At 55.5% G+C, this 16268-nt stretch carries 30 protein-coding genes; all 30 read left to right on the top strand.

Annotation, left to right across the window (positions count from 1 at the left end; translation table 11 throughout):
- Window positions 1–696: EF-Tu C-terminal domain-related protein (locus tag H621_RS0116615; protein WP_028944485.1), on the top strand; the 696-nt coding region annotated here is incomplete at its 5' end.
- 143 nt (window positions 697–839) lie between these two features.
- Window positions 840–1151 (top strand): 30S ribosomal protein S10, encoded by a 312-nt coding sequence (rpsJ, locus tag H621_RS0116610; protein WP_003186070.1) that lies wholly within the window; start codon window positions 840–842, stop codon window positions 1149–1151.
- A gap of 81 nt (window positions 1152–1232) precedes the next feature.
- Entirely contained in the window at window positions 1233–1868 is a 636-nt protein-coding gene (gene rplC, locus H621_RS0116605; RefSeq protein ID WP_028944484.1) for a 50S ribosomal protein L3, read from the top strand.
- A 12-nt stretch (window positions 1869–1880) separates the two neighbouring features.
- Window positions 1881–2483, top strand: a complete 603-nt coding sequence (gene rplD / locus H621_RS0116600; RefSeq protein ID WP_028944483.1) for a 50S ribosomal protein L4 — start codon at window positions 1881–1883, stop codon at window positions 2481–2483.
- Window positions 2480–2779 (top strand): 50S ribosomal protein L23, encoded by a 300-nt coding sequence (gene rplW, locus H621_RS0116595; protein WP_010220306.1) that lies wholly within the window; start codon window positions 2480–2482, stop codon window positions 2777–2779. Before rplD ends, rplW begins: the two co-directional genes overlap by 4 nt.
- Before the next feature lie 14 nt (window positions 2780–2793).
- On the top strand, window positions 2794–3618 hold the full coding sequence (gene rplB, locus H621_RS0116590; RefSeq protein ID WP_028944482.1) for a 50S ribosomal protein L2: 825 nt from the start codon (window positions 2794–2796) through the stop codon (window positions 3616–3618).
- A gap of 16 nt (window positions 3619–3634) precedes the next feature.
- The gene (gene rpsS / locus H621_RS0116585; protein WP_002555486.1) at window positions 3635–3910 is read left to right on the top strand and encodes a 30S ribosomal protein S19; all 276 of its coding nucleotides are present in this window, start codon (window positions 3635–3637) and stop codon (window positions 3908–3910) included.
- Between the two features lie 11 nt (window positions 3911–3921).
- The gene (gene rplV, locus H621_RS0116580) at window positions 3922–4254 is read left to right on the top strand and encodes a 50S ribosomal protein L22 (RefSeq protein ID WP_003103908.1); all 333 of its coding nucleotides are present in this window, start codon (window positions 3922–3924) and stop codon (window positions 4252–4254) included.
- A gap of 13 nt (window positions 4255–4267) precedes the next feature.
- Window positions 4268–4954: a 30S ribosomal protein S3 gene (gene rpsC / locus H621_RS0116575; protein WP_010220308.1), complete on the top strand. Its 687-nt coding sequence runs from the start codon at window positions 4268–4270 to the stop codon at window positions 4952–4954.
- A 12-nt stretch (window positions 4955–4966) separates the two neighbouring features.
- On the top strand, window positions 4967–5380 hold the full coding sequence (gene rplP, locus H621_RS0116570) for a 50S ribosomal protein L16 (RefSeq protein ID WP_003255479.1): 414 nt from the start codon (window positions 4967–4969) through the stop codon (window positions 5378–5380).
- Entirely contained in the window at window positions 5380–5571 is a 192-nt protein-coding gene (gene rpmC, locus H621_RS0116565) for a 50S ribosomal protein L29 (protein ID WP_002555481.1), read from the top strand. The genes rplP and rpmC overlap by 1 nt, the downstream gene beginning before the upstream one ends.
- 2 nt (window positions 5572–5573) lie before the next feature.
- Window positions 5574–5840 (top strand): 30S ribosomal protein S17, encoded by a 267-nt coding sequence (gene rpsQ / locus H621_RS0116560; RefSeq protein WP_028944481.1) that lies wholly within the window; start codon window positions 5574–5576, stop codon window positions 5838–5840.
- A gap of 23 nt (window positions 5841–5863) precedes the next feature.
- Window positions 5864–6232, top strand: a complete 369-nt coding sequence (rplN, locus tag H621_RS0116555) for a 50S ribosomal protein L14 (RefSeq protein WP_002555479.1) — start codon at window positions 5864–5866, stop codon at window positions 6230–6232.
- A gap of 11 nt (window positions 6233–6243) precedes the next feature.
- A complete protein-coding gene (gene rplX, locus H621_RS0116550; RefSeq protein ID WP_009397501.1) occupies window positions 6244–6558 on the top strand; it encodes a 50S ribosomal protein L24 in 315 nt (104 codons plus the stop codon).
- 20 nt (window positions 6559–6578) lie between these two features.
- Window positions 6579–7118, top strand: coding sequence for a 50S ribosomal protein L5 (gene rplE / locus H621_RS0116545; RefSeq protein WP_028944480.1), 540 nt, complete (start codon window positions 6579–6581; stop codon window positions 7116–7118).
- Between the two features lie 13 nt (window positions 7119–7131).
- Window positions 7132–7437, top strand: a complete 306-nt coding sequence (rpsN, locus tag H621_RS0116540) for a 30S ribosomal protein S14 (RefSeq protein WP_010220312.1) — start codon at window positions 7132–7134, stop codon at window positions 7435–7437.
- A gap of 209 nt (window positions 7438–7646) precedes the next feature.
- On the top strand, window positions 7647–8039 hold the full coding sequence (rpsH, locus tag H621_RS0116535; RefSeq protein ID WP_010220313.1) for a 30S ribosomal protein S8: 393 nt from the start codon (window positions 7647–7649) through the stop codon (window positions 8037–8039).
- Between the two features lie 12 nt (window positions 8040–8051).
- Window positions 8052–8585, top strand: a complete 534-nt coding sequence (rplF, locus tag H621_RS0116530) for a 50S ribosomal protein L6 (protein ID WP_028944479.1) — start codon at window positions 8052–8054, stop codon at window positions 8583–8585.
- Between the two features lie 10 nt (window positions 8586–8595).
- Window positions 8596–8946, top strand: a complete 351-nt coding sequence (rplR, locus tag H621_RS0116525) for a 50S ribosomal protein L18 (protein ID WP_009397496.1) — start codon at window positions 8596–8598, stop codon at window positions 8944–8946.
- A gap of 3 nt (window positions 8947–8949) precedes the next feature.
- Complete coding sequence (gene rpsE / locus H621_RS0116520) at window positions 8950–9450, top strand: 30S ribosomal protein S5 (protein ID WP_010220316.1); 501 nt, start codon at window positions 8950–8952, stop codon at window positions 9448–9450.
- 2 nt (window positions 9451–9452) lie between these two features.
- Window positions 9453–9629 carry a 50S ribosomal protein L30 gene (gene rpmD / locus H621_RS0116515; protein WP_010220317.1) on the top strand — a complete coding sequence of 59 codons (177 nt, stop codon included), beginning with the start codon at window positions 9453–9455 and terminating at the stop codon, window positions 9627–9629.
- A gap of 3 nt (window positions 9630–9632) precedes the next feature.
- The gene (gene rplO, locus H621_RS0116510) at window positions 9633–10067 is read left to right on the top strand and encodes a 50S ribosomal protein L15 (RefSeq protein ID WP_010220318.1); all 435 of its coding nucleotides are present in this window, start codon (window positions 9633–9635) and stop codon (window positions 10065–10067) included.
- On the top strand, window positions 10068–11399 hold the full coding sequence (gene secY, locus H621_RS0116505) for a preprotein translocase subunit SecY (RefSeq protein ID WP_028944478.1): 1332 nt from the start codon (window positions 10068–10070) through the stop codon (window positions 11397–11399).
- A 28-nt stretch (window positions 11400–11427) separates the two neighbouring features.
- Window positions 11428–11544, top strand: coding sequence for a 50S ribosomal protein L36 (rpmJ, locus tag H621_RS28095; protein ID WP_002555468.1), 117 nt, complete (start codon window positions 11428–11430; stop codon window positions 11542–11544).
- A gap of 131 nt (window positions 11545–11675) precedes the next feature.
- Complete coding sequence (gene rpsM, locus H621_RS0116500; protein WP_028944477.1) at window positions 11676–12032, top strand: 30S ribosomal protein S13; 357 nt, start codon at window positions 11676–11678, stop codon at window positions 12030–12032.
- Window positions 12033–12062: 30 nt separating this feature from the next.
- Complete coding sequence (gene rpsK / locus H621_RS0116495) at window positions 12063–12452, top strand: 30S ribosomal protein S11 (RefSeq protein WP_002555466.1); 390 nt, start codon at window positions 12063–12065, stop codon at window positions 12450–12452.
- Between the two features lie 15 nt (window positions 12453–12467).
- Complete coding sequence (gene rpsD, locus H621_RS0116490; RefSeq protein WP_028944476.1) at window positions 12468–13088, top strand: 30S ribosomal protein S4; 621 nt, start codon at window positions 12468–12470, stop codon at window positions 13086–13088.
- A 22-nt stretch (window positions 13089–13110) separates the two neighbouring features.
- Entirely contained in the window at window positions 13111–14112 is a 1002-nt protein-coding gene (locus tag H621_RS0116485) for a DNA-directed RNA polymerase subunit alpha (RefSeq protein ID WP_003186012.1), read from the top strand.
- A gap of 42 nt (window positions 14113–14154) precedes the next feature.
- Entirely contained in the window at window positions 14155–14541 is a 387-nt protein-coding gene (gene rplQ / locus H621_RS0116480) for a 50S ribosomal protein L17 (RefSeq protein ID WP_002555463.1), read from the top strand.
- 173 nt (window positions 14542–14714) lie between these two features.
- Complete coding sequence (locus H621_RS0116475; protein WP_028944475.1) at window positions 14715–16163, top strand: catalase; 1449 nt, start codon at window positions 14715–14717, stop codon at window positions 16161–16163.
- Window positions 16164–16268: the final 105 nt, after the last annotated feature.

Raw genomic sequence — 16268 nt, 5'->3', positions numbered from 1 at the left:
GACACTCCGATCATCATCGGTTCGGCTCGTATGGCGCTGGAAGGCAAAGACGACAACGAAATGGGTACCACCGCTGTCAAGCGTCTGGTTGAAACTCTGGACAGCTACATCCCAGAGCCAGAGCGTGCTATCGACAAGCCGTTCCTGATGCCAATCGAAGACGTATTCTCGATCTCGGGTCGTGGTACCGTTGTTACCGGTCGTATCGAGCGTGGTATCGTCCGCGTTCAGGACGCCCTGGAAATCGTTGGTCTGCGTGACACCACCACCACCACCTGCACCGGTGTTGAGATGTTCCGCAAGCTGCTGGACGAAGGTCGTGCTGGCGAGAACTGCGGCGTTCTGCTGCGTGGCACCAAGCGTGACGACGTTGAGCGTGGTCAGGTTCTGGTCAAGCCAGGTTCGGTTAAGCCGCACACCAAGTTCACCGCAGAAGTTTACGTTCTGAGCAAGGAAGAAGGCGGCCGTCATACTCCGTTCTTCAAAGGCTACCGTCCACAGTTCTACTTCCGTACTACTGACGTGACCGGTAACTGCGAGCTGCCAGAAGGCGTTGAAATGGTAATGCCAGGTGACAACATCCAGATGACTGTCACTCTGATCAAAACCATCGCAATGGAAGATGGTCTGCGCTTCGCTATCCGTGAAGGCGGTCGTACCGTCGGCGCTGGCGTCGTAGCCAAAATCATCGAGTAATTCTCGATAGGTTGAAAAAGCCCCCGCTCAGCGGGGGCTTTTTTTATTGGGTTGACACCCAATAGGGGCGTCTATAGAATCACGCCTCCTTTTAACGGGCGTAGTGCGCCCGGTGGGAATAGCAGCCTGGAGTCTGAAATCCAATGCAAAATCAGCAAATCCGTATCAGGTTGAAGGCTTTTGACCATCGCCTGATCGACCAATCCACCCAGGAAATCGTGGAAACCGCGAAACGTACTGGTGCTCAAGTGCGTGGTCCAATTCCACTGCCTACTCGCAAAGAGCGGTTCACCGTTCTGGTCTCCCCGCACGTCAACAAAGACGCGCGTGACCAGTACGAGATCCGTACTCATAAGCGCGTTCTGGACATCGTCCAGCCAACGGATAAAACCGTTGATGCTCTTATGAAGCTTGATCTTGCAGCAGGTGTGGAAGTGCAGATCAGCCTCGGCTAAGACTCGGGTCTTAGTCGTGTAACGCTCTGAAATGGGCGGCCATAGCGGGTGAAAGCCCCGTACACTCATGAGGTTTACAACATGACTATTGGTGTAGTCGGTCGTAAGTGCGGTATGACCCGCATTTTCACCGAAGAAGGTGTCTCCATTCCGGTCACGGTCATTGAGATCGAGCCGAATCGCGTCACCCAGTTCAAAACCGAAGAAACTGATGGCTACCGCGCAGTGCAAGTCACTGTCGGCGAGCGTCGTGCTTCGCGCGTGACTGCTGCTCAAGCAGGTCACTTCGCTAAAGCGAACGTTGCCGCTGGTCGCGGTGTCTGGGAGTTCCGTCTTGAAGAAGGCGACTACCAGGCTGGCGACTTGATCAATGCAGAAATCTTCGCAGCTGGCCAAATGGTAGATGTTACCGGTCAGTCGAAAGGTAAAGGCTTCGCCGGTACCATCAAGCGTTGGAATTTCCGCGGTCAAGATAACACCCACGGTAACTCCGTTTCCCACCGCGTCCCGGGCTCTATCGGCCAGTGCCAGACTCCTGGTCGTGTATTCAAGGGCAAGAAAATGTCCGGTCATATGGGCGCCGAGCGCGTGACCGTTCAGTCCCTGGAAGTAGTGCGCGTCGACGCTGAACGCAATCTGTTGCTGGTCAAGGGTGCCGTTCCTGGCGCTACTGGCGGTGATCTGGTTGTGCGTCCGGCTGCCAAGGCTCGCGGTTAAGGGGAAGCTGACATGCAACTAAATGTAAATGACGCTCAAGCGATCGAAGTTTCCGAACTGACTTTCGGTGGCGAATTCAACGAGACGCTGGTTCACCAAGCAGTCGTGGCCTACATGGCCGGCGGCCGTCAGGGCACCAAGCAGCAGAAAACCCGTTCCGACGTTGCTGGTGGCGGTAAGCGCCCATGGCGTCAGAAAGGTACTGGTCGTGCTCGTGCCGGTACCATCCGTAGCCCAATCTGGCGTGGCGGCGGTACCACTTTTGCAGCTCGTCCTCAAGACCACTCGCAGAAGCTCAACAAGAAGATGTACCGCGCAGCAATGCGTTCCATCCTCGCTGAGCTGGTGCGTACCGACCGTCTGGTCGTGGTTCAGGACTTCGCTGTTGAAGCGCCGAAAACCAAAGACCTGCTGAACAAGCTGAACGGCATGGGTCTGAGCGATGTACTGATCGTTTCTGACTCTGTTGATCAGAATCTGTACCTGGCTGCTCGTAACCTGCCGCACGTCGACGTACGTGACGTACAGGGTTCCGATCCGGTCAGTCTGATCGCATACGACAAAGTGTTGATCACTGTGTCGGCCGTGAAGAAATTCGAGGAGCTGCTGGGATGAACCAGGAACGCGTATTTAAAGTCCTCCTTGGCCCGCACGTTTCCGAGAAGGCTACCGTTCTGGCTGAGAAAAAAGGCCAGTTCGTATTCAAGGTTGCTACTGATGCAACCAAGCTGGAAATCAAGAAAGCTGTCGAAGGCCTGTTCGGCGTAAAAGTCGAAAACGTGTCGACTGTAAACGTTCTGGGTAAAACCAAGCGTACCGCACGTGGTCTGGGCAAGCGCAATGACTGGAAGAAGGCGATCGTCTCCCTTCAGCCAGGCCAAGATCTCGATTTCAGCAGCAGTGCTGAGTAAGGAAGGGGTGCATCATGGCAATCGTTAAATGCAAACCGACTTCCCCTGGCCGCCGTTTCGTGGTCAAGGTGGTCAACAAGGAGCTGCACAAAGGCGCTCCTCACGCACCGCTGCTCGAGAAGAAGTCGAAGTCTGGTGGTCGTAACAACAATGGCCGCATCACTACTCGTCACGTAGGTGGTGGTCATAAGCAGCATTACCGTATGGTCGATTTCCGTCGCAATGACAAAGATGGCATCGTCGCCACTGTCGAGCGTATCGAATACGATCCAAACCGTACTGCTCACATCGCACTGCTCTGCTACGCAGACGGCGAGCGCCGCTACATCATCGCCCCTAAAGGCGTGAGTGCTGGCGACCAGCTGATCGCAGGTGCTCTGGCTCCAATCAAGCCAGGCAACTCCCTGCAACTGCGCAACATTCCAGTGGGTAGCACCATTCACGGCATCGAACTGAAGCCGGGCAAGGGTGCACAAATCGCTCGTTCCGCTGGTGCTTCGGCTCAGCTGATCGCTCGCGAAGGCGTCTACGTGACCGTTCGTCTGCGCTCCGGCGAGATGCGTAAAGTCCTGGCTGAATGCCGTGCGACTCTGGGTGAAGTCTCGAACTCCGAGCACAGCCTGCGTTCGCTGGGCAAAGCCGGTGCCAAACGCTGGCGTGGCGTTCGCCCAACCGTTCGTGGTGTTGCCATGAACCCGGTTGACCACCCACATGGTGGTGGTGAAGGTCGTACCTCCGGTGGTCGTCATCCGGTATCGCCATGGGGCTTCCCGACTAAGGGCGCGAAGACTCGTGGTAATAAGCGTACCGACAACATGATCGTCCGTCGTCGCAAGTAAATAGAGGGATACGACAGTGCCACGTTCTCTGAAAAAAGGTCCTTTTATCGATCTTCACCTACTGAAGAAGATCGAAGTGGCGGCGGAAAAGAACGATCGCAAACCAGTTAAGACCTGGTCGCGCCGTTCGATGATCCTGCCACAAATGGTCGGTCTGACCATCGCGGTACATAACGGTCGCCAACACGTCCCAGTTCTCGTGAACGAAGACATGGTCGGCCATAAACTGGGCGAGTTTGCCGGTACCCGCACTTATCGTGGGCACGTGGCTGACAAGAAAGCCAAGCGTTAAGGGGTAAGGAAATGGAAGTAGCCGCTAAGTTGTCGGGCGCTCGAATCTCCGCCCAGAAAGCCCGCTTGGTCGCCGACCAGATCCGCGGGAAGAAGGTGGGCGAAGCGCTCAACCTGTTGGCTTTCAGCAGCAAAAAAGCCGCTGAAATCATGAAGAAAGTCCTCGAGTCGGCCGTAGCCAACGCCGAGCATAACGAAGGCGCAGACGTTGATGACCTGAAGGTCTCCACCGTTTTCGTCAACGAAGGGCGTTCGCTGAAGCGAATCATGCCGCGTGCCAAAGGCCGCGCTGATCGCATCGTCAAGCGGTCTTGCCATATCACTGTCAAGGTTGCGGACAAGTAACGGAGTCGATCAGATGGGTCAGAAAGTACATCCCACTGGCATTCGCCTGGGAATCGTCAAGGAGCACACCTCCGTCTGGTACGCAGACGGTCGGACTTATGCGGACTATTTGCTCGCAGATCTGAATGTGCGTGAGTACCTCCAAGACAAACTAAAAAGCGCGTCCGTTAGCCGTATCGATATCCATCGTCCGGCTCAAACTGCACGCATCACCATCCACACCGCTCGTCCAGGTATCGTTATCGGGAAGAAGGGTGAAGATGTTGAAAAACTGCGTCAGGACCTGACCAAGCAAATGGGTGTGCCTGTGCACATCAATATCGAAGAGATCCGCAAGCCGGAACTCGACGGTATGCTGGTAGCTCAGAGCGTAGCTCAGCAGCTGGAGCGTCGTGTGATGTTCCGTCGCGCCATGAAGCGCGCCGTACAGAACGCCATGCGCATTGGTGCCAAAGGCATCAAGATCCAGGTGAGCGGTCGTCTCGGTGGTGCTGAAATCGCACGTACTGAATGGTATCGCGAAGGTCGTGTGCCGCTGCACACCCTGCGTGCTGACATCGACTATGCCACTTACGAAGCTCACACCACTTACGGTGTGATCGGTGTGAAGGTTTGGATTTTCAAAGGCGAAGTTATTGGTGGTCGCCAAGAAGAACTGAAACCACAAGCACCAGCGCCTCGTAAAAAAGCTGCTAAGTAAGGGGTACGCCAAATGTTGCAACCAAAGCGTACAAAATTCCGCAAGCAGATGACTGGCCACAACCGTGGTCTGGCGCTGCGCGGTAGCAAAGTCAGCTTCGGCGAGTTTGCTCTGAAAGCTGTTGCTCGCGGTCGTCTCACCGCTCGCCAGATCGAATCGGCACGTCGTGCCCTGACTCGTCACGTAAAACGTGGCGGTAAGATCTGGATCCGTGTGTTCCCGGACAAGCCGATTTCCAAGAAGCCTCTCGAAGTGCGGATGGGTAAAGGTAAAGGTTCCGTGGAGTACTGGGTTGCCCAGATCCAGCCAGGCAAAGTCCTGTACGAGATCGAGGGTGTTTCTGAAGAGCTGGCGCGTGAGGCTTTCGCCCTGGCGGCTGCAAAGCTGCCTCTCGCCACCTCCTTTGTTAAGCGGACGGTGATGTGATGAAAGCGAATGAACTTCGTGAAAAATCAGCACAGCAGCTGAACGAGCAACTGCTCGGCTTGCTGCGCGACCAGTTCAATCTGCGTATGCAGAAAGCAACTGGCCAGTTGGGGCAGTCGCACCTGCTCTCGCAAGTTAAGCGTGACATCGCTCGCGTGAAAACTGTGCTCAACCAGCAGGCAGGTAAGTAATCATGGCTGAAGCTGAAAAAACCGTCCGTACGCTGACTGGCCGTGTCGTCAGCGACAAGATGGACAAAACCATCACCGTACTGATCGAGCGTCGCGTAAAGCACCCGATCTACGGTAAATACGTTAAGCGTTCGACTAAGCTGCACGCGCACGACGAAACCAATCAGTGCCATATCGGCGACAAGGTCTCCATCCGTGAGACTCGTCCGCTGGCCAAGACCAAAGCTTGGGCACTGGTTGAAGTTCTCGAACGCGCTGTTGAAGTCTAAGGGCTAAGGGTCGGAGAAATTTTATGATTCAGACTCAATCCATGCTCGATGTGGCCGATAACAGCGGCGCTCGTCGCGTCATGTGCATCAAGGTTCTCGGCGGTTCGCACCGCCGTTACGCCGGCATCGGTGACATCATCAAGGTAACCGTCAAGGAAGCAATTCCGCGCGGTAAAGTGAAGAAAGGCCAAGTGATGACTGCTGTTGTGGTCCGCACTCGCCACGGTGTCCGTCGTGCTGACGGCTCCATCATCCGCTTTGATGGCAATGCTGCTGTTCTGCTGAACAACAAGCAAGAGCCGATCGGCACCCGTATCTTTGGGCCAGTGACCCGTGAACTTCGTACTGAGAAGTTCATGAAGATCGTCTCGCTCGCCCCAGAAGTGCTGTAAGGAGATCCGACATGCAAAAGATTCGTCGTGACGACGAGATCATCGTGATCGCCGGCAAAGACAAAGGTAAGCGCGGTAAGGTGCTCAAGGTTCTCGCTGACGACCGTCTGGTCGTTGGTGGGATCAACCTGGTGAAGCGTCATACCAAGCCTAACCCGATGTCGGGCGTACAAGGCGGTATCGTCGAGAAAGAAGCGCCACTGCACGCTTCCAACGTCGCCATTTTCAACGGCGAAACCAACAAGGCTGACCGCGTTGGTTTCAAAGTAGAAGACGGCAAGAAAATTCGTGTCTTCAAGTCGACCCAAAAAGCGGTTGATGCTTGAACACTGCTAGGTAGAAGACCATGGCACGACTGAAAGAGATTTACCGGAAGGAAATTGCTCCGAAGCTTAAGGAAGAACTTAAGCTGGCGAACGTGATGGAAGTTCCGCGCGTTACCAAGATCACCCTGAACATGGGTCTGGGCGAAGCTGTCGGCGACAAGAAAGTCATCGAGCACGCTGTTGCTGACCTGGAGAAGATCACCGGTCAGAAAGCCGTTGTGACTTTCGCTCGGAAATCCATCGCGGGCTTCAAAGTCCGTGAGGGCTGGCCGATCGGCGTTAAAGTTACTCTGCGCCGTGATCGTATGTATGAATTCCTGGACCGCCTGCTGGCGATCTCCCTGCCTCGGGTTCGCGACTTCCGCGGCCTGAATGCCAAGTCCTTCGATGGTCGCGGCAACTACAGCATGGGCGTGAAAGAGCAGATCATTTTCCCGGAAATCGACTACGACAAGATCGATGCTCTGCGCGGTCTGGACATTACCCTGACCACCACTGCCAAGAACGATGACGAAGGCCGCGCTCTGCTGCGTGCTTTCAAATTCCCGTTCCGCAACTGATTGGAGTAGGAAAATGGCCAAGAAGAGCATGAAAAACCGTGAGCTGAAGCGTCAGCTCACTGTTGCCAAGTACGCCAAGAAGCGTGCTGAGCTGAAAGCGACCATCGTTAACCTGGAAGCAACTCCAGAAGAGCGTTTTGCCGCTGTCGTAGCTCTGCAGAAGCAGCCACGTGACGCTAGCGCTTCGCGCCTGCGTAACCGCTGCCGCATCACCGGTCGTCCACACGGCGTTTACCGCAAGTTCGGCCTCGGCCGTAACAAGCTGCGTGAAGCAGCAATGCGCGGTGACGTTCCAGGTCTGGTTAAAGCCAGCTGGTAAGACGTACCGGCAGCGTCCAGGTGGCGGGGGAGCAATCTTCCGACCACCGGTGACTTTGCATCGAAACAAGCCCCTTCTGGGGCTTGTTTCGTTTCTGGGATCTGTCTAGAATGACCGGCTCTCCTGAGCCCGGGTTTTTTGACCCTGCGCGCTCAGGCGACTGTAGTAGCCGAGAGGCTAATTTTTCTTGTATCAGGAGCGTCTAGCCCATGAGTATGCAGGACCCGTTAGCGGACATGCTAACTCGCATCCGTAATGCCCAGATGGCTGAAAAGTCCGTCGTAAGCATGCCTTCGTCGACTCTGAAGGTTGCGGTAGCCAAAGTTCTGAAAGACGAAGGTTACATCGCTGGCTATCAGGTCAGCAGCGAAGTAAAACCATCGCTTTCCATCGAGCTGAAATACTTCGAAGGCCGTCCGGTCATCGAGGAAGTCAAGCGCGTAAGTCGTCCAGGCCTGCGTCAGTACAAGTCCGTCGAAGAACTGCCGAAAGTACGTGGCGGTCTGGGCGTGTCTATCGTCTCCACCAATAAAGGTGTGATGACTGATCGTGCTGCGCGCGCTGCCGGTGTCGGCGGCGAAGTTCTCTGCACAGTGTTCTAAGGGGGGATAAGCATGTCTCGCGTCGCTAAGAACCCCGTTAAGCTGCCAGCCGGTGTCGAAGTAAAATTCGTCGGCCAGCAGCTTTCGGTGAAGGGTGCCAAGGGCACTCTCGAACTGAACGTTCACTCGTCTGTAGAAGTGATTGAAGAAGCCGGTGAGCTGCGTTTCGCTGCTCGCAATGGCGATCAACAAACCCGCGCTATGGCCGGTACTACCCGTGCCCTGGTAAACAACATGGTCCAAGGCGTAAGCCAAGGCTTCGAGCGTAAGCTCCAGCTGGTCGGTGTTGGTTACAAAGCACAAGCCAAAGGCACCGTGCTGAACCTGGCGCTCGGCTTCTCGCATCCAGTGGATTACGAACTGCCGGCTGGTATCACCGCTGAGACCCCAAGCCAGACCGATATCCTGATCAAGGGTATCGACAAGCAGCTGGTAGGTCAGGTGGCCGCTGAAATCCGCGACTTCCGTCCACCAGAGCCGTACAAAGGCAAGGGTGTGCGTTACGCGGACGAAGTCGTCCGTCGTAAAGAAGCCAAGAAGAAGTAGGGCCTAGCAAATGACCGACAAAAAAGTTACTCGACTGCGTCGCGCTCGCAAAGCACGCCTGAAAATGCACGAACTCGAAGTCGTGCGTCTCTGCGTGTTCCGCTCCTCGCAGCACATCTATGCCCAGGTCATTTCGGCCGACGGCAGCAAAGTCCTGGCCAGCGCCTCGACTTTGGACAAAGAACTGCGTGATGGCGCCACCGGCAACATCGACGCGGCCACTAAGGTTGGCAAGCTGGTAGCTGAGCGCGCGAAAGCCGCCGGTGTATCTCAAGTTGCCTTTGACCGTTCCGGCTTCAAGTACCACGGCCGCGTCAAGGCGCTGGCTGATGCTGCTCGTGAAGGCGGGCTGGAGTTCTAAGTTATGGCAAATAACGATCAAAAGCGCGACGAAGGCTACATCGAGAAGCTGGTTCAAGTTAACCGCGTTGCCAAAACCGTAAAAGGCGGCCGTATCTTCACCTTCACCGCGTTGACCGTGGTTGGTGATGGTAAAGGTCGTGTCGGCTTCGGCCGTGGCAAATCGCGCGAAGTACCTGCTGCGATCCAGAAAGCCATGGAAGCTGCTCGTCGCAACATGATTCAGGTTGACCTGAACGGCACCACCCTGCAGTACGCCACCAAGTCCGCCCATGGCGCGTCGAAGGTGTACATGCAGCCTGCCTCCGAAGGTACCGGTATCATCGCCGGTGGCGCCATGCGTGCCGTCCTGGAAGTTGCTGGCGTTCAGAACGTCCTGGCCAAGTGCTATGGCTCGACCAACCCTGTAAACGTGGTTCACGCCACTTTCAAGGGTCTGAAGGCTATGCAATCTCCTGAGTCCATTGCTGCCAAGCGCGGCAAGAGCGTTGAGGAGATCCGCTGATCATGGCTACCGTTAAAGTTACGCTGATCAAAAGCACCGCCGGCCGTCTCCCTAACCACAAACTGTGTGTTAAGGGTCTGGGTCTGCGCCGCATCGGTCACACTGTAGAAGTCCTGGATACTCCCGAAAATCGCGGGATGATCAACAAGGCTTACTACATGCTGCGCGTCGAGGGTTAATCGATGAAACTCAATGATCTGAGTCCAGCGCCGGGTTCCCGTCGCGAGAAGCATCGTCCGGGTCGTGGTATCGGTAGTGGTTTGGGTAAGACTGGTGGCCGTGGTCACAAAGGTCAGACTTCCCGCTCCGGTGGCACCATCGCTCCAGGCTTTGAAGGCGGTCAACAGCCGCTGCACCGTCGTCTGCCGAAATTCGGCTTCGTTTCCCTGAAAGCCATGGACCGCGCAGAAGTGCGTCTGTCCGAGCTGGCCAAAGTGGAAGGCGACGTTGTCACCGTGCAATCCTTGAAGGATGCCAACGTGATTAACCAGAACGTACAGCGTGTGAAAATCATGCTGTCGGGCGAAGTTACTCGCGCGGTCACCATCAAGGGTATCGCAGCCACCAAAGGTGCGCGTGCGGCTATCGAAGCAGCTGGCGGCAAGTTCGAGGAATAAATGGCTAAGCAAGGTGCTCTCTCTTCGCTCGGCAAAGGCGGGATGTCTGAACTTTGGGTTCGTCTGCGTTTTCTGTTCCTGGCGATCATCGTCTATCGGATAGGCGCACACATCCCAGTTCCAGGTATCAACCCGGACCGGCTGGCGGAACTGTTTCGACAGAATGAGGGGACCATTCTTAGCTTGTTCAACATGTTTTCCGGCGGCGCGCTGGAGCGGATGAGCATCTTTGCATTGGGGATCATGCCGTATATTTCGGCATCGATCATCATGCAGCTGATGACCGCCGTTAGCCCGCAGCTGGAGCAGTTGAAGAAGGAAGGTGAAGCTGGCCGTCGCAAGATCAGCCAGTACACCCGCTACGGCACCGTAATCCTGGCGCTGGTCCAGGCCATTGGCATGTCCATTGGTCTGGCCGGTCAGGGCGTGGCGTTTTCTGCTGACTTTGGCTTCCATTTCGTTGCAGTATCCACGTTTGTGGCTGGTGCGATGTTCATGATGTGGCTGGGTGAGCAGATCACGGAGCGCGGTGTAGGCAACGGTATCTCGATGTTGATCTTCGCAGGTATCGTCGCCGGTCTTCCGAGAGCAATCGGGCAGTCTTTCGAGTCTGCACGTACGGGCGATATCAACATTTTCGCTCTGGTCGCTATCGGTTTGCTGGCAGTAGCGATTATCGGTTTTGTGGTGTTCATTGAGCGTGGTCAGCGTCGAATCGCCGTTCACTACGCCAAGCGTCAGCAGGGCCGCAAGGTCTTCGCTGCGCAGACTAGCCACTTGCCGCTGAAAGTGAACATGGCGGGTGTTATTCCTGCCATTTTCGCGAGCAGCATCTTGCTGTTCCCGGCTTCGCTGGGTGCCTGGTTCGGTCAGTCCGAAGGTATGGGCTGGTTGCAGGACATCTCGCAGTCGATCGCTCCTGGTCAGCCGTTGAATATTCTGCTGTTTAGTGCAGGGATTATTTTCTTCTGCTTCTTCTATACGGCGTTGATGTTCAATCCGAAAGACGTAGCGGAGAACCTGAAGAAGTCCGGTGCCTTTATTCCGGGTATCCGTCCAGGTGAGCAGTCGGCGCGCTACATTGATGGCGTTCTGACCCGCTTGACCATGTTCGGTGCTCTTTATATGACGGCCGTCTGTCTGCTTCCCCAGTTCCTGGTGGTTGCGGCAAACGTTCCGTTCTACCTTGGCGGGACCTCGTTGCTGATTGTGGTAGTGGTTGTGATGGACTTCATGTCCCAAGTACAATCGCACCTCGTTTCGCACCAGTACGAATCCCTGATGAAGAAAGCCAACCTGAAAGGTTACGGCGGCAGCGGTTTGCTGCGCTGAGAGACCCTTAAGGTTCGAGGAGTTGGTGATGAAAGTTCGTGCATCGGTGAAAAAGCTGTGCCGTAACTGCAAAATTATTCGCCGCGAAGGTGTTGTTCGAGTAATTTGCAGTGCGGAACCACGTCACAAGCAGCGCCAAGGCTGAGTGTGATCTGCGCTTCAAACCCAGCAGCTAGTGCGCTGCTGGGTTGATTATTTGTTTCTACAGCGATATTATCTCGCGCCCTATTTCTTGGCTTCCGGGGCGTAGGTAGCTGTCAATTGGAGTCCCACTGAATGGCCCGTATTGCAGGCGTCAACATTCCAGATAACAAGCACACTGTTATCTCGCTGACCTACATCTATGGTGTTGGTCGCACTACTGCACAGAAAATCTGTGTAGAGACTGGGGTCAACCCAGCCGCTAAGATCAAGGATCTGAGCGACGAGCAGGTTGAATCGCTGCGTACTGAAGTTGCGAAGTACATCACCGAAGGTGATCTGCGCCGTGACATCAACATGAAAATCAAGCGGTTGATGGACCTGGGTTGCTACCGCGGCCTGCGTCATCGTCGGGGTCTGCCAGTACGCGGTCAGCGTACCAAGACCAACGCGCGTACCCGTAAGGGCCCGCGTAAGCCGATCCGCAAGTAATCGCACCAGCGAATCGACAGGAATTTAGAAATGGCAAAACCTGCTGCTCGTCCTCGTAAAAAAGTCAAAAAGACAGTGGTTGATGGCATCGCCCACATCCACGCGTCTTTTAACAACACCATCGTGACCATCACCGATCGTCAAGGTAACGCTCTGTCTTGGGCTACCTCCGGCGGTTCGGGTTTCCGCGGTTCCCGCAAGTCCACCCCGTTCGCTGCTCAAGTAGCTGCTGAGCGTGCTGGTCAAGCTGCGCTGGAATATGGTCTGAAGAACCTCGACGTCAACGTCAAGGGTCCAGGTCCAGGTCGTGAGTCCGCTGTTCGTGCTTTGAACGGTTGTGGCTATAAGATCGCCAGCATCACCGACGTGACGCCAATCCCGCATAACGGGTGCCGTCCGCCGAAGAAGCGCCGCGTGTAATCAGGAGACAGATAAATGGCACGTTACATTGGTCCAAAATGCAAACTGTCTCGTCGTGAAGGCACCGATCTGTTCCTGAAGAGCGGCGTTCGCGCTCTGGAATCGAAGTGCAACATCGAAGCAGCCCCAGGTATCCACGGTCAGCGTCGTGGTCGTCAATCCGACTACGGCACCCAGCTGCGTGAGAAACAAAAAGTACGTCGTATCTATGGCGTTCTCGAGCGTCAGTTCAGCGGTTACTACAAGGAAGCAGCCTCCAAGAAGGGTGCTACCGGCGAGAACCTGCTGCAGTTGCTCGAATGCCGTCTGGATAACGTCGTTTATCGTATGGGCTTTGGCGCTACTCGTGCCGAATCCCGTCAGCTGGTTTCGCACAAAGCGATCAGCGTAAACGGCAAGACTGTAAACGTTCCGTCCTACCAAGTTCGTCCGGGTGACGTGGTCGCGGTTCGCGAGAAGTCGCTGAACCAGCTGCGCATTGTTCAAGCCCTTGAACTGTGCGCCCAGCGTGGCCGCGTTGAGTGGGTAGATGTGGATGCTGCCAAGAAGTCGGGCGTTTTCAAGAACGTTCCTGCTCGCAGCGACCTGTCCGCCGACATCAACGAAAGCCTGATTGTCGAGCTCTACTCCAAGTAAGGGCTAGAAAATAGGTGCATCCATGCAGATTTCGGTAAATGAGTTCCTGACGCCCCGCCACATCGATGTGCAGGTCGTCAGTCCAACCCGCGCTAAAATCACGCTCGAGCCTCTCGAGCGTGGCTTTGGCCATACCCTGGGCAACGCGCTGCGCCGCATCCTGTTGTCCTCCATGCCTGGCTGTGCAGTAGTCGAGGCCGAGATTGACGGTGTACTCCACGAGTACTCGGCAATCGAAGGTGTACAGGAAGACGTCATTGAAATCCTGTTGAACCTGAAAGGCCTGGCTATCAAACTGCACGGTCGTGACGAAGTTACGCTGACCTTGTCGAAAAAGGGTTCGGGGGTGGTTACCGCTGCCGATATTCAGCTGGATCATGATGTCGAGATCGTTAACCCCGATCACGTAATCGCTAACCTGGCGTCCAACGGCGCCTTGAACATGAAGCTCACCGTAGCTCGTGGTCGTGGTTATGAGCCGGCCGATTCGCGTCAGAGCGATGAAGACGAAAGCCGCAGCATTGGTCGCTTGCAGCTCGACTCTTCGTTCAGCCCGGTTCGCCGTATCGCATACGTGGTGGAAAACGCCCGTGTCGAGCAGCGTACCAACCTGGACAAGCTGGTAATTGATCTGGAAACCAACGGTACTCTGGACCCAGAAGAGGCTATCCGTCGTGCCGCAACCATCCTGCAACAGCAGCTGGCTGCGTTCGTCGACCTCAAAGGTGACAGCGAACCTGTGGTAGTCGAACAGGAAGACGAGATCGATCCGATCCTGCTTCGTCCGGTTGACGATCTGGAATTGACCGTGCGTTCGGCCAACTGCCTTAAGGCGGAGAACATTTACTACATCGGCGATCTGATTCAGCGCACCGAAGTAGAACTGTTGAAGACTCCGAACCTGGGCAAGAAGTCCCTGACTGAAATCAAGGACGTTCTGGCCTCCCGTGGTCTGTCCCTCGGCATGCGCCTCGACAACTGGCCGCCTGCAAGTCTTAAGAAGGACGACAAGGCGACTGCCTGATCGTCGTAATCACCGAACGTAGTGTTTGGTAAGGAATGAATCATGCGTCATCGTAAAAGTGGACGTCACCTGAGCCGTACCAGCTCTCACCGCAAGGCTATGTTCCAGAACATGGCGGTGTCGCTGTTCGAGCACGAGCTGATCAAAACTACCCTGCCAAAAGCCAAGGAACTGCGCCGCGTTGCCGAGCCGCTGATCACCCTGGCCAAGGAAGACAGCGTAGCTAACCGTCGCCTGGCTTTCGACCGTACCCGTTCGAAAGAAATCGTCGGCAAGCTGTTCAACGATCTGGGCAAGCGCTATGCCACCCGTCAGGGCGGCTACCTGCGTATCCTCAAGTGCGGTTTCCGCGCTGGCGATAACGCACCTATGGCGTACGTCGAGCTGGTTGATCGTCCTGTCGGTGGCTCGGTAGAAGCTGCTGAGTAAGGCGAACAGTCTGTAACAAGGAACCGGGCCTAGTGCCCGGTTTTTTGTGTCTATATGCATTGTAATAATCTATTGATCTGAATCATGTAATGAATTTGGTGTTGTCATAGTCCTGGTCGATACTCATCCCAAGCCGATTAGCCGGCCGTTCAAGACCGATAGGGAGAGAGTGCATGAGCCAGAACAAAGTACTGACCACCGCCAGCGGAGCGCCGGTCGCGGACAACCAGAATTCGCGTTCGGCAGGCCCGCGTGGCCCGCTTCTGCTTGACGACTTCCACTTGATCGAAAAGCTCGCCCATTTCAACCGCGAGAATATTCCTGAGCGTCGTGTTCACGCCAAAGGCTCGGGAGCCTATGGCAACTTCACCGTAACGCGTGATATCACTCAATTCAGCTGCGCCAGTTTGTTCAGCAATGTGGGCAAGCAGACTGAAACTTTCCTGCGTTTTTCCACTGTCGGTGGAGAGCGAGGCTCGGCGGACACTGAGCGCGATCCGCGCGGTTTTGCGCTGAAGTTCTACACCGAGGAAGGTAACTGGGACATCGTTGGCAACAACACGCCGGTGTTCTTCATCCGTGATCCACTCAAATTTCCTGACTTTATCCACACCCAGAAGCGTCTGCCGCAAAGCAACCTCAAAAGTGCGCAGATGATGTGGGACTTTTGGTCGCATTCGCCCGAGGCCCTGCACCAAGTCACCATTCTGTTCTCCGATCGCGGCATTCCGGACGGTTACCGCCATATGCACGGTTTCGGTAGTCATACCTACAGCCTGATCAATGCAGAGGGTCAGCGCACGTGGGTCAAATGGCACTTCAAGACCAAGCAAGGGATCAAGAACCTGGCACCGGCCGAAGCTGCACGCCTGGCAGGTACCGACCCTGACTACGCACAACGTGACTTGTTTGAAGCCATTGAGCGGGGTGACTTCCCTAAATGGGCCGTTTGCATCCAGGTGATGAGCGAAGAAGAAGCGGCTAGTCGCGATGAGAACCCGTTCGACGTCACCAAGACCTGGTCACAGAAGAACTACCCGCTGATCGAAATCGGTGAGTTGGAGCTCAACCGCAATCCGTTGAACTACTTCGCAGAAGTCGAGCAAGCGGCGTTCGGCCCGAGCAATATGGTGCCAGGCGTCGGCCTTTCGCCAGATCGTATGCTTCAGGGGCGCGTTTTCGCCTACGCAGACGCCCATCGCTACCGCGTGGGTACCAACCATCAACAGTTGCCGGTAAACGCGCCACGCAGTCCGGTAAACAGCTACCAGCGTGACGGCGCCATGGTGTTCGGCACCAATGGTGGGGCCGCGCCGAACTATGAGCCTAACAGCTACGACCATGCTCCAAAGCAGGCGCCACAGTTCGCAGAACCTGCGCTCACCCTGAATGGCGTGGCAGATCGCTATGATCACCGCGAAGACACCGACTATTACAGTCATGCCGGTGCGCTGTTCCGCTTGATGGATCCAGGGCAGAAGGCACTGTTGATCAGCAACATTGCAGGCGCGATGGCTGGTGTTTCCGAGGACGTGGTACAGCGTCAGTTGCAGCATTTCTTCAAGGCAGATCCGGCCTATGGAGAAGGGATTGCCAGCGCTTTGGGCATAAATCTCGCCTAAGTCGAAGTGATAAAAAGAACCGCCCTCATTTGGGCGGTTTTTCAATGAATATCACTACCGTTTACCGATTTTTTTCCACTTTATTGCGCAAATCTCAGTGACCTC

Origin of the sequence: Pseudomonas vranovensis DSM 16006 (assembly GCF_000425805.1) — a bacterium.
In the GTDB taxonomy this organism is placed as follows: Bacteria; Pseudomonadota; Gammaproteobacteria; order Pseudomonadales; family Pseudomonadaceae; genus Aquipseudomonas; species Aquipseudomonas vranovensis.
The sequence above is the reverse complement of the archived record's forward strand: the minus strand, read 5'-3'. Positions and strand labels throughout refer to the sequence as shown.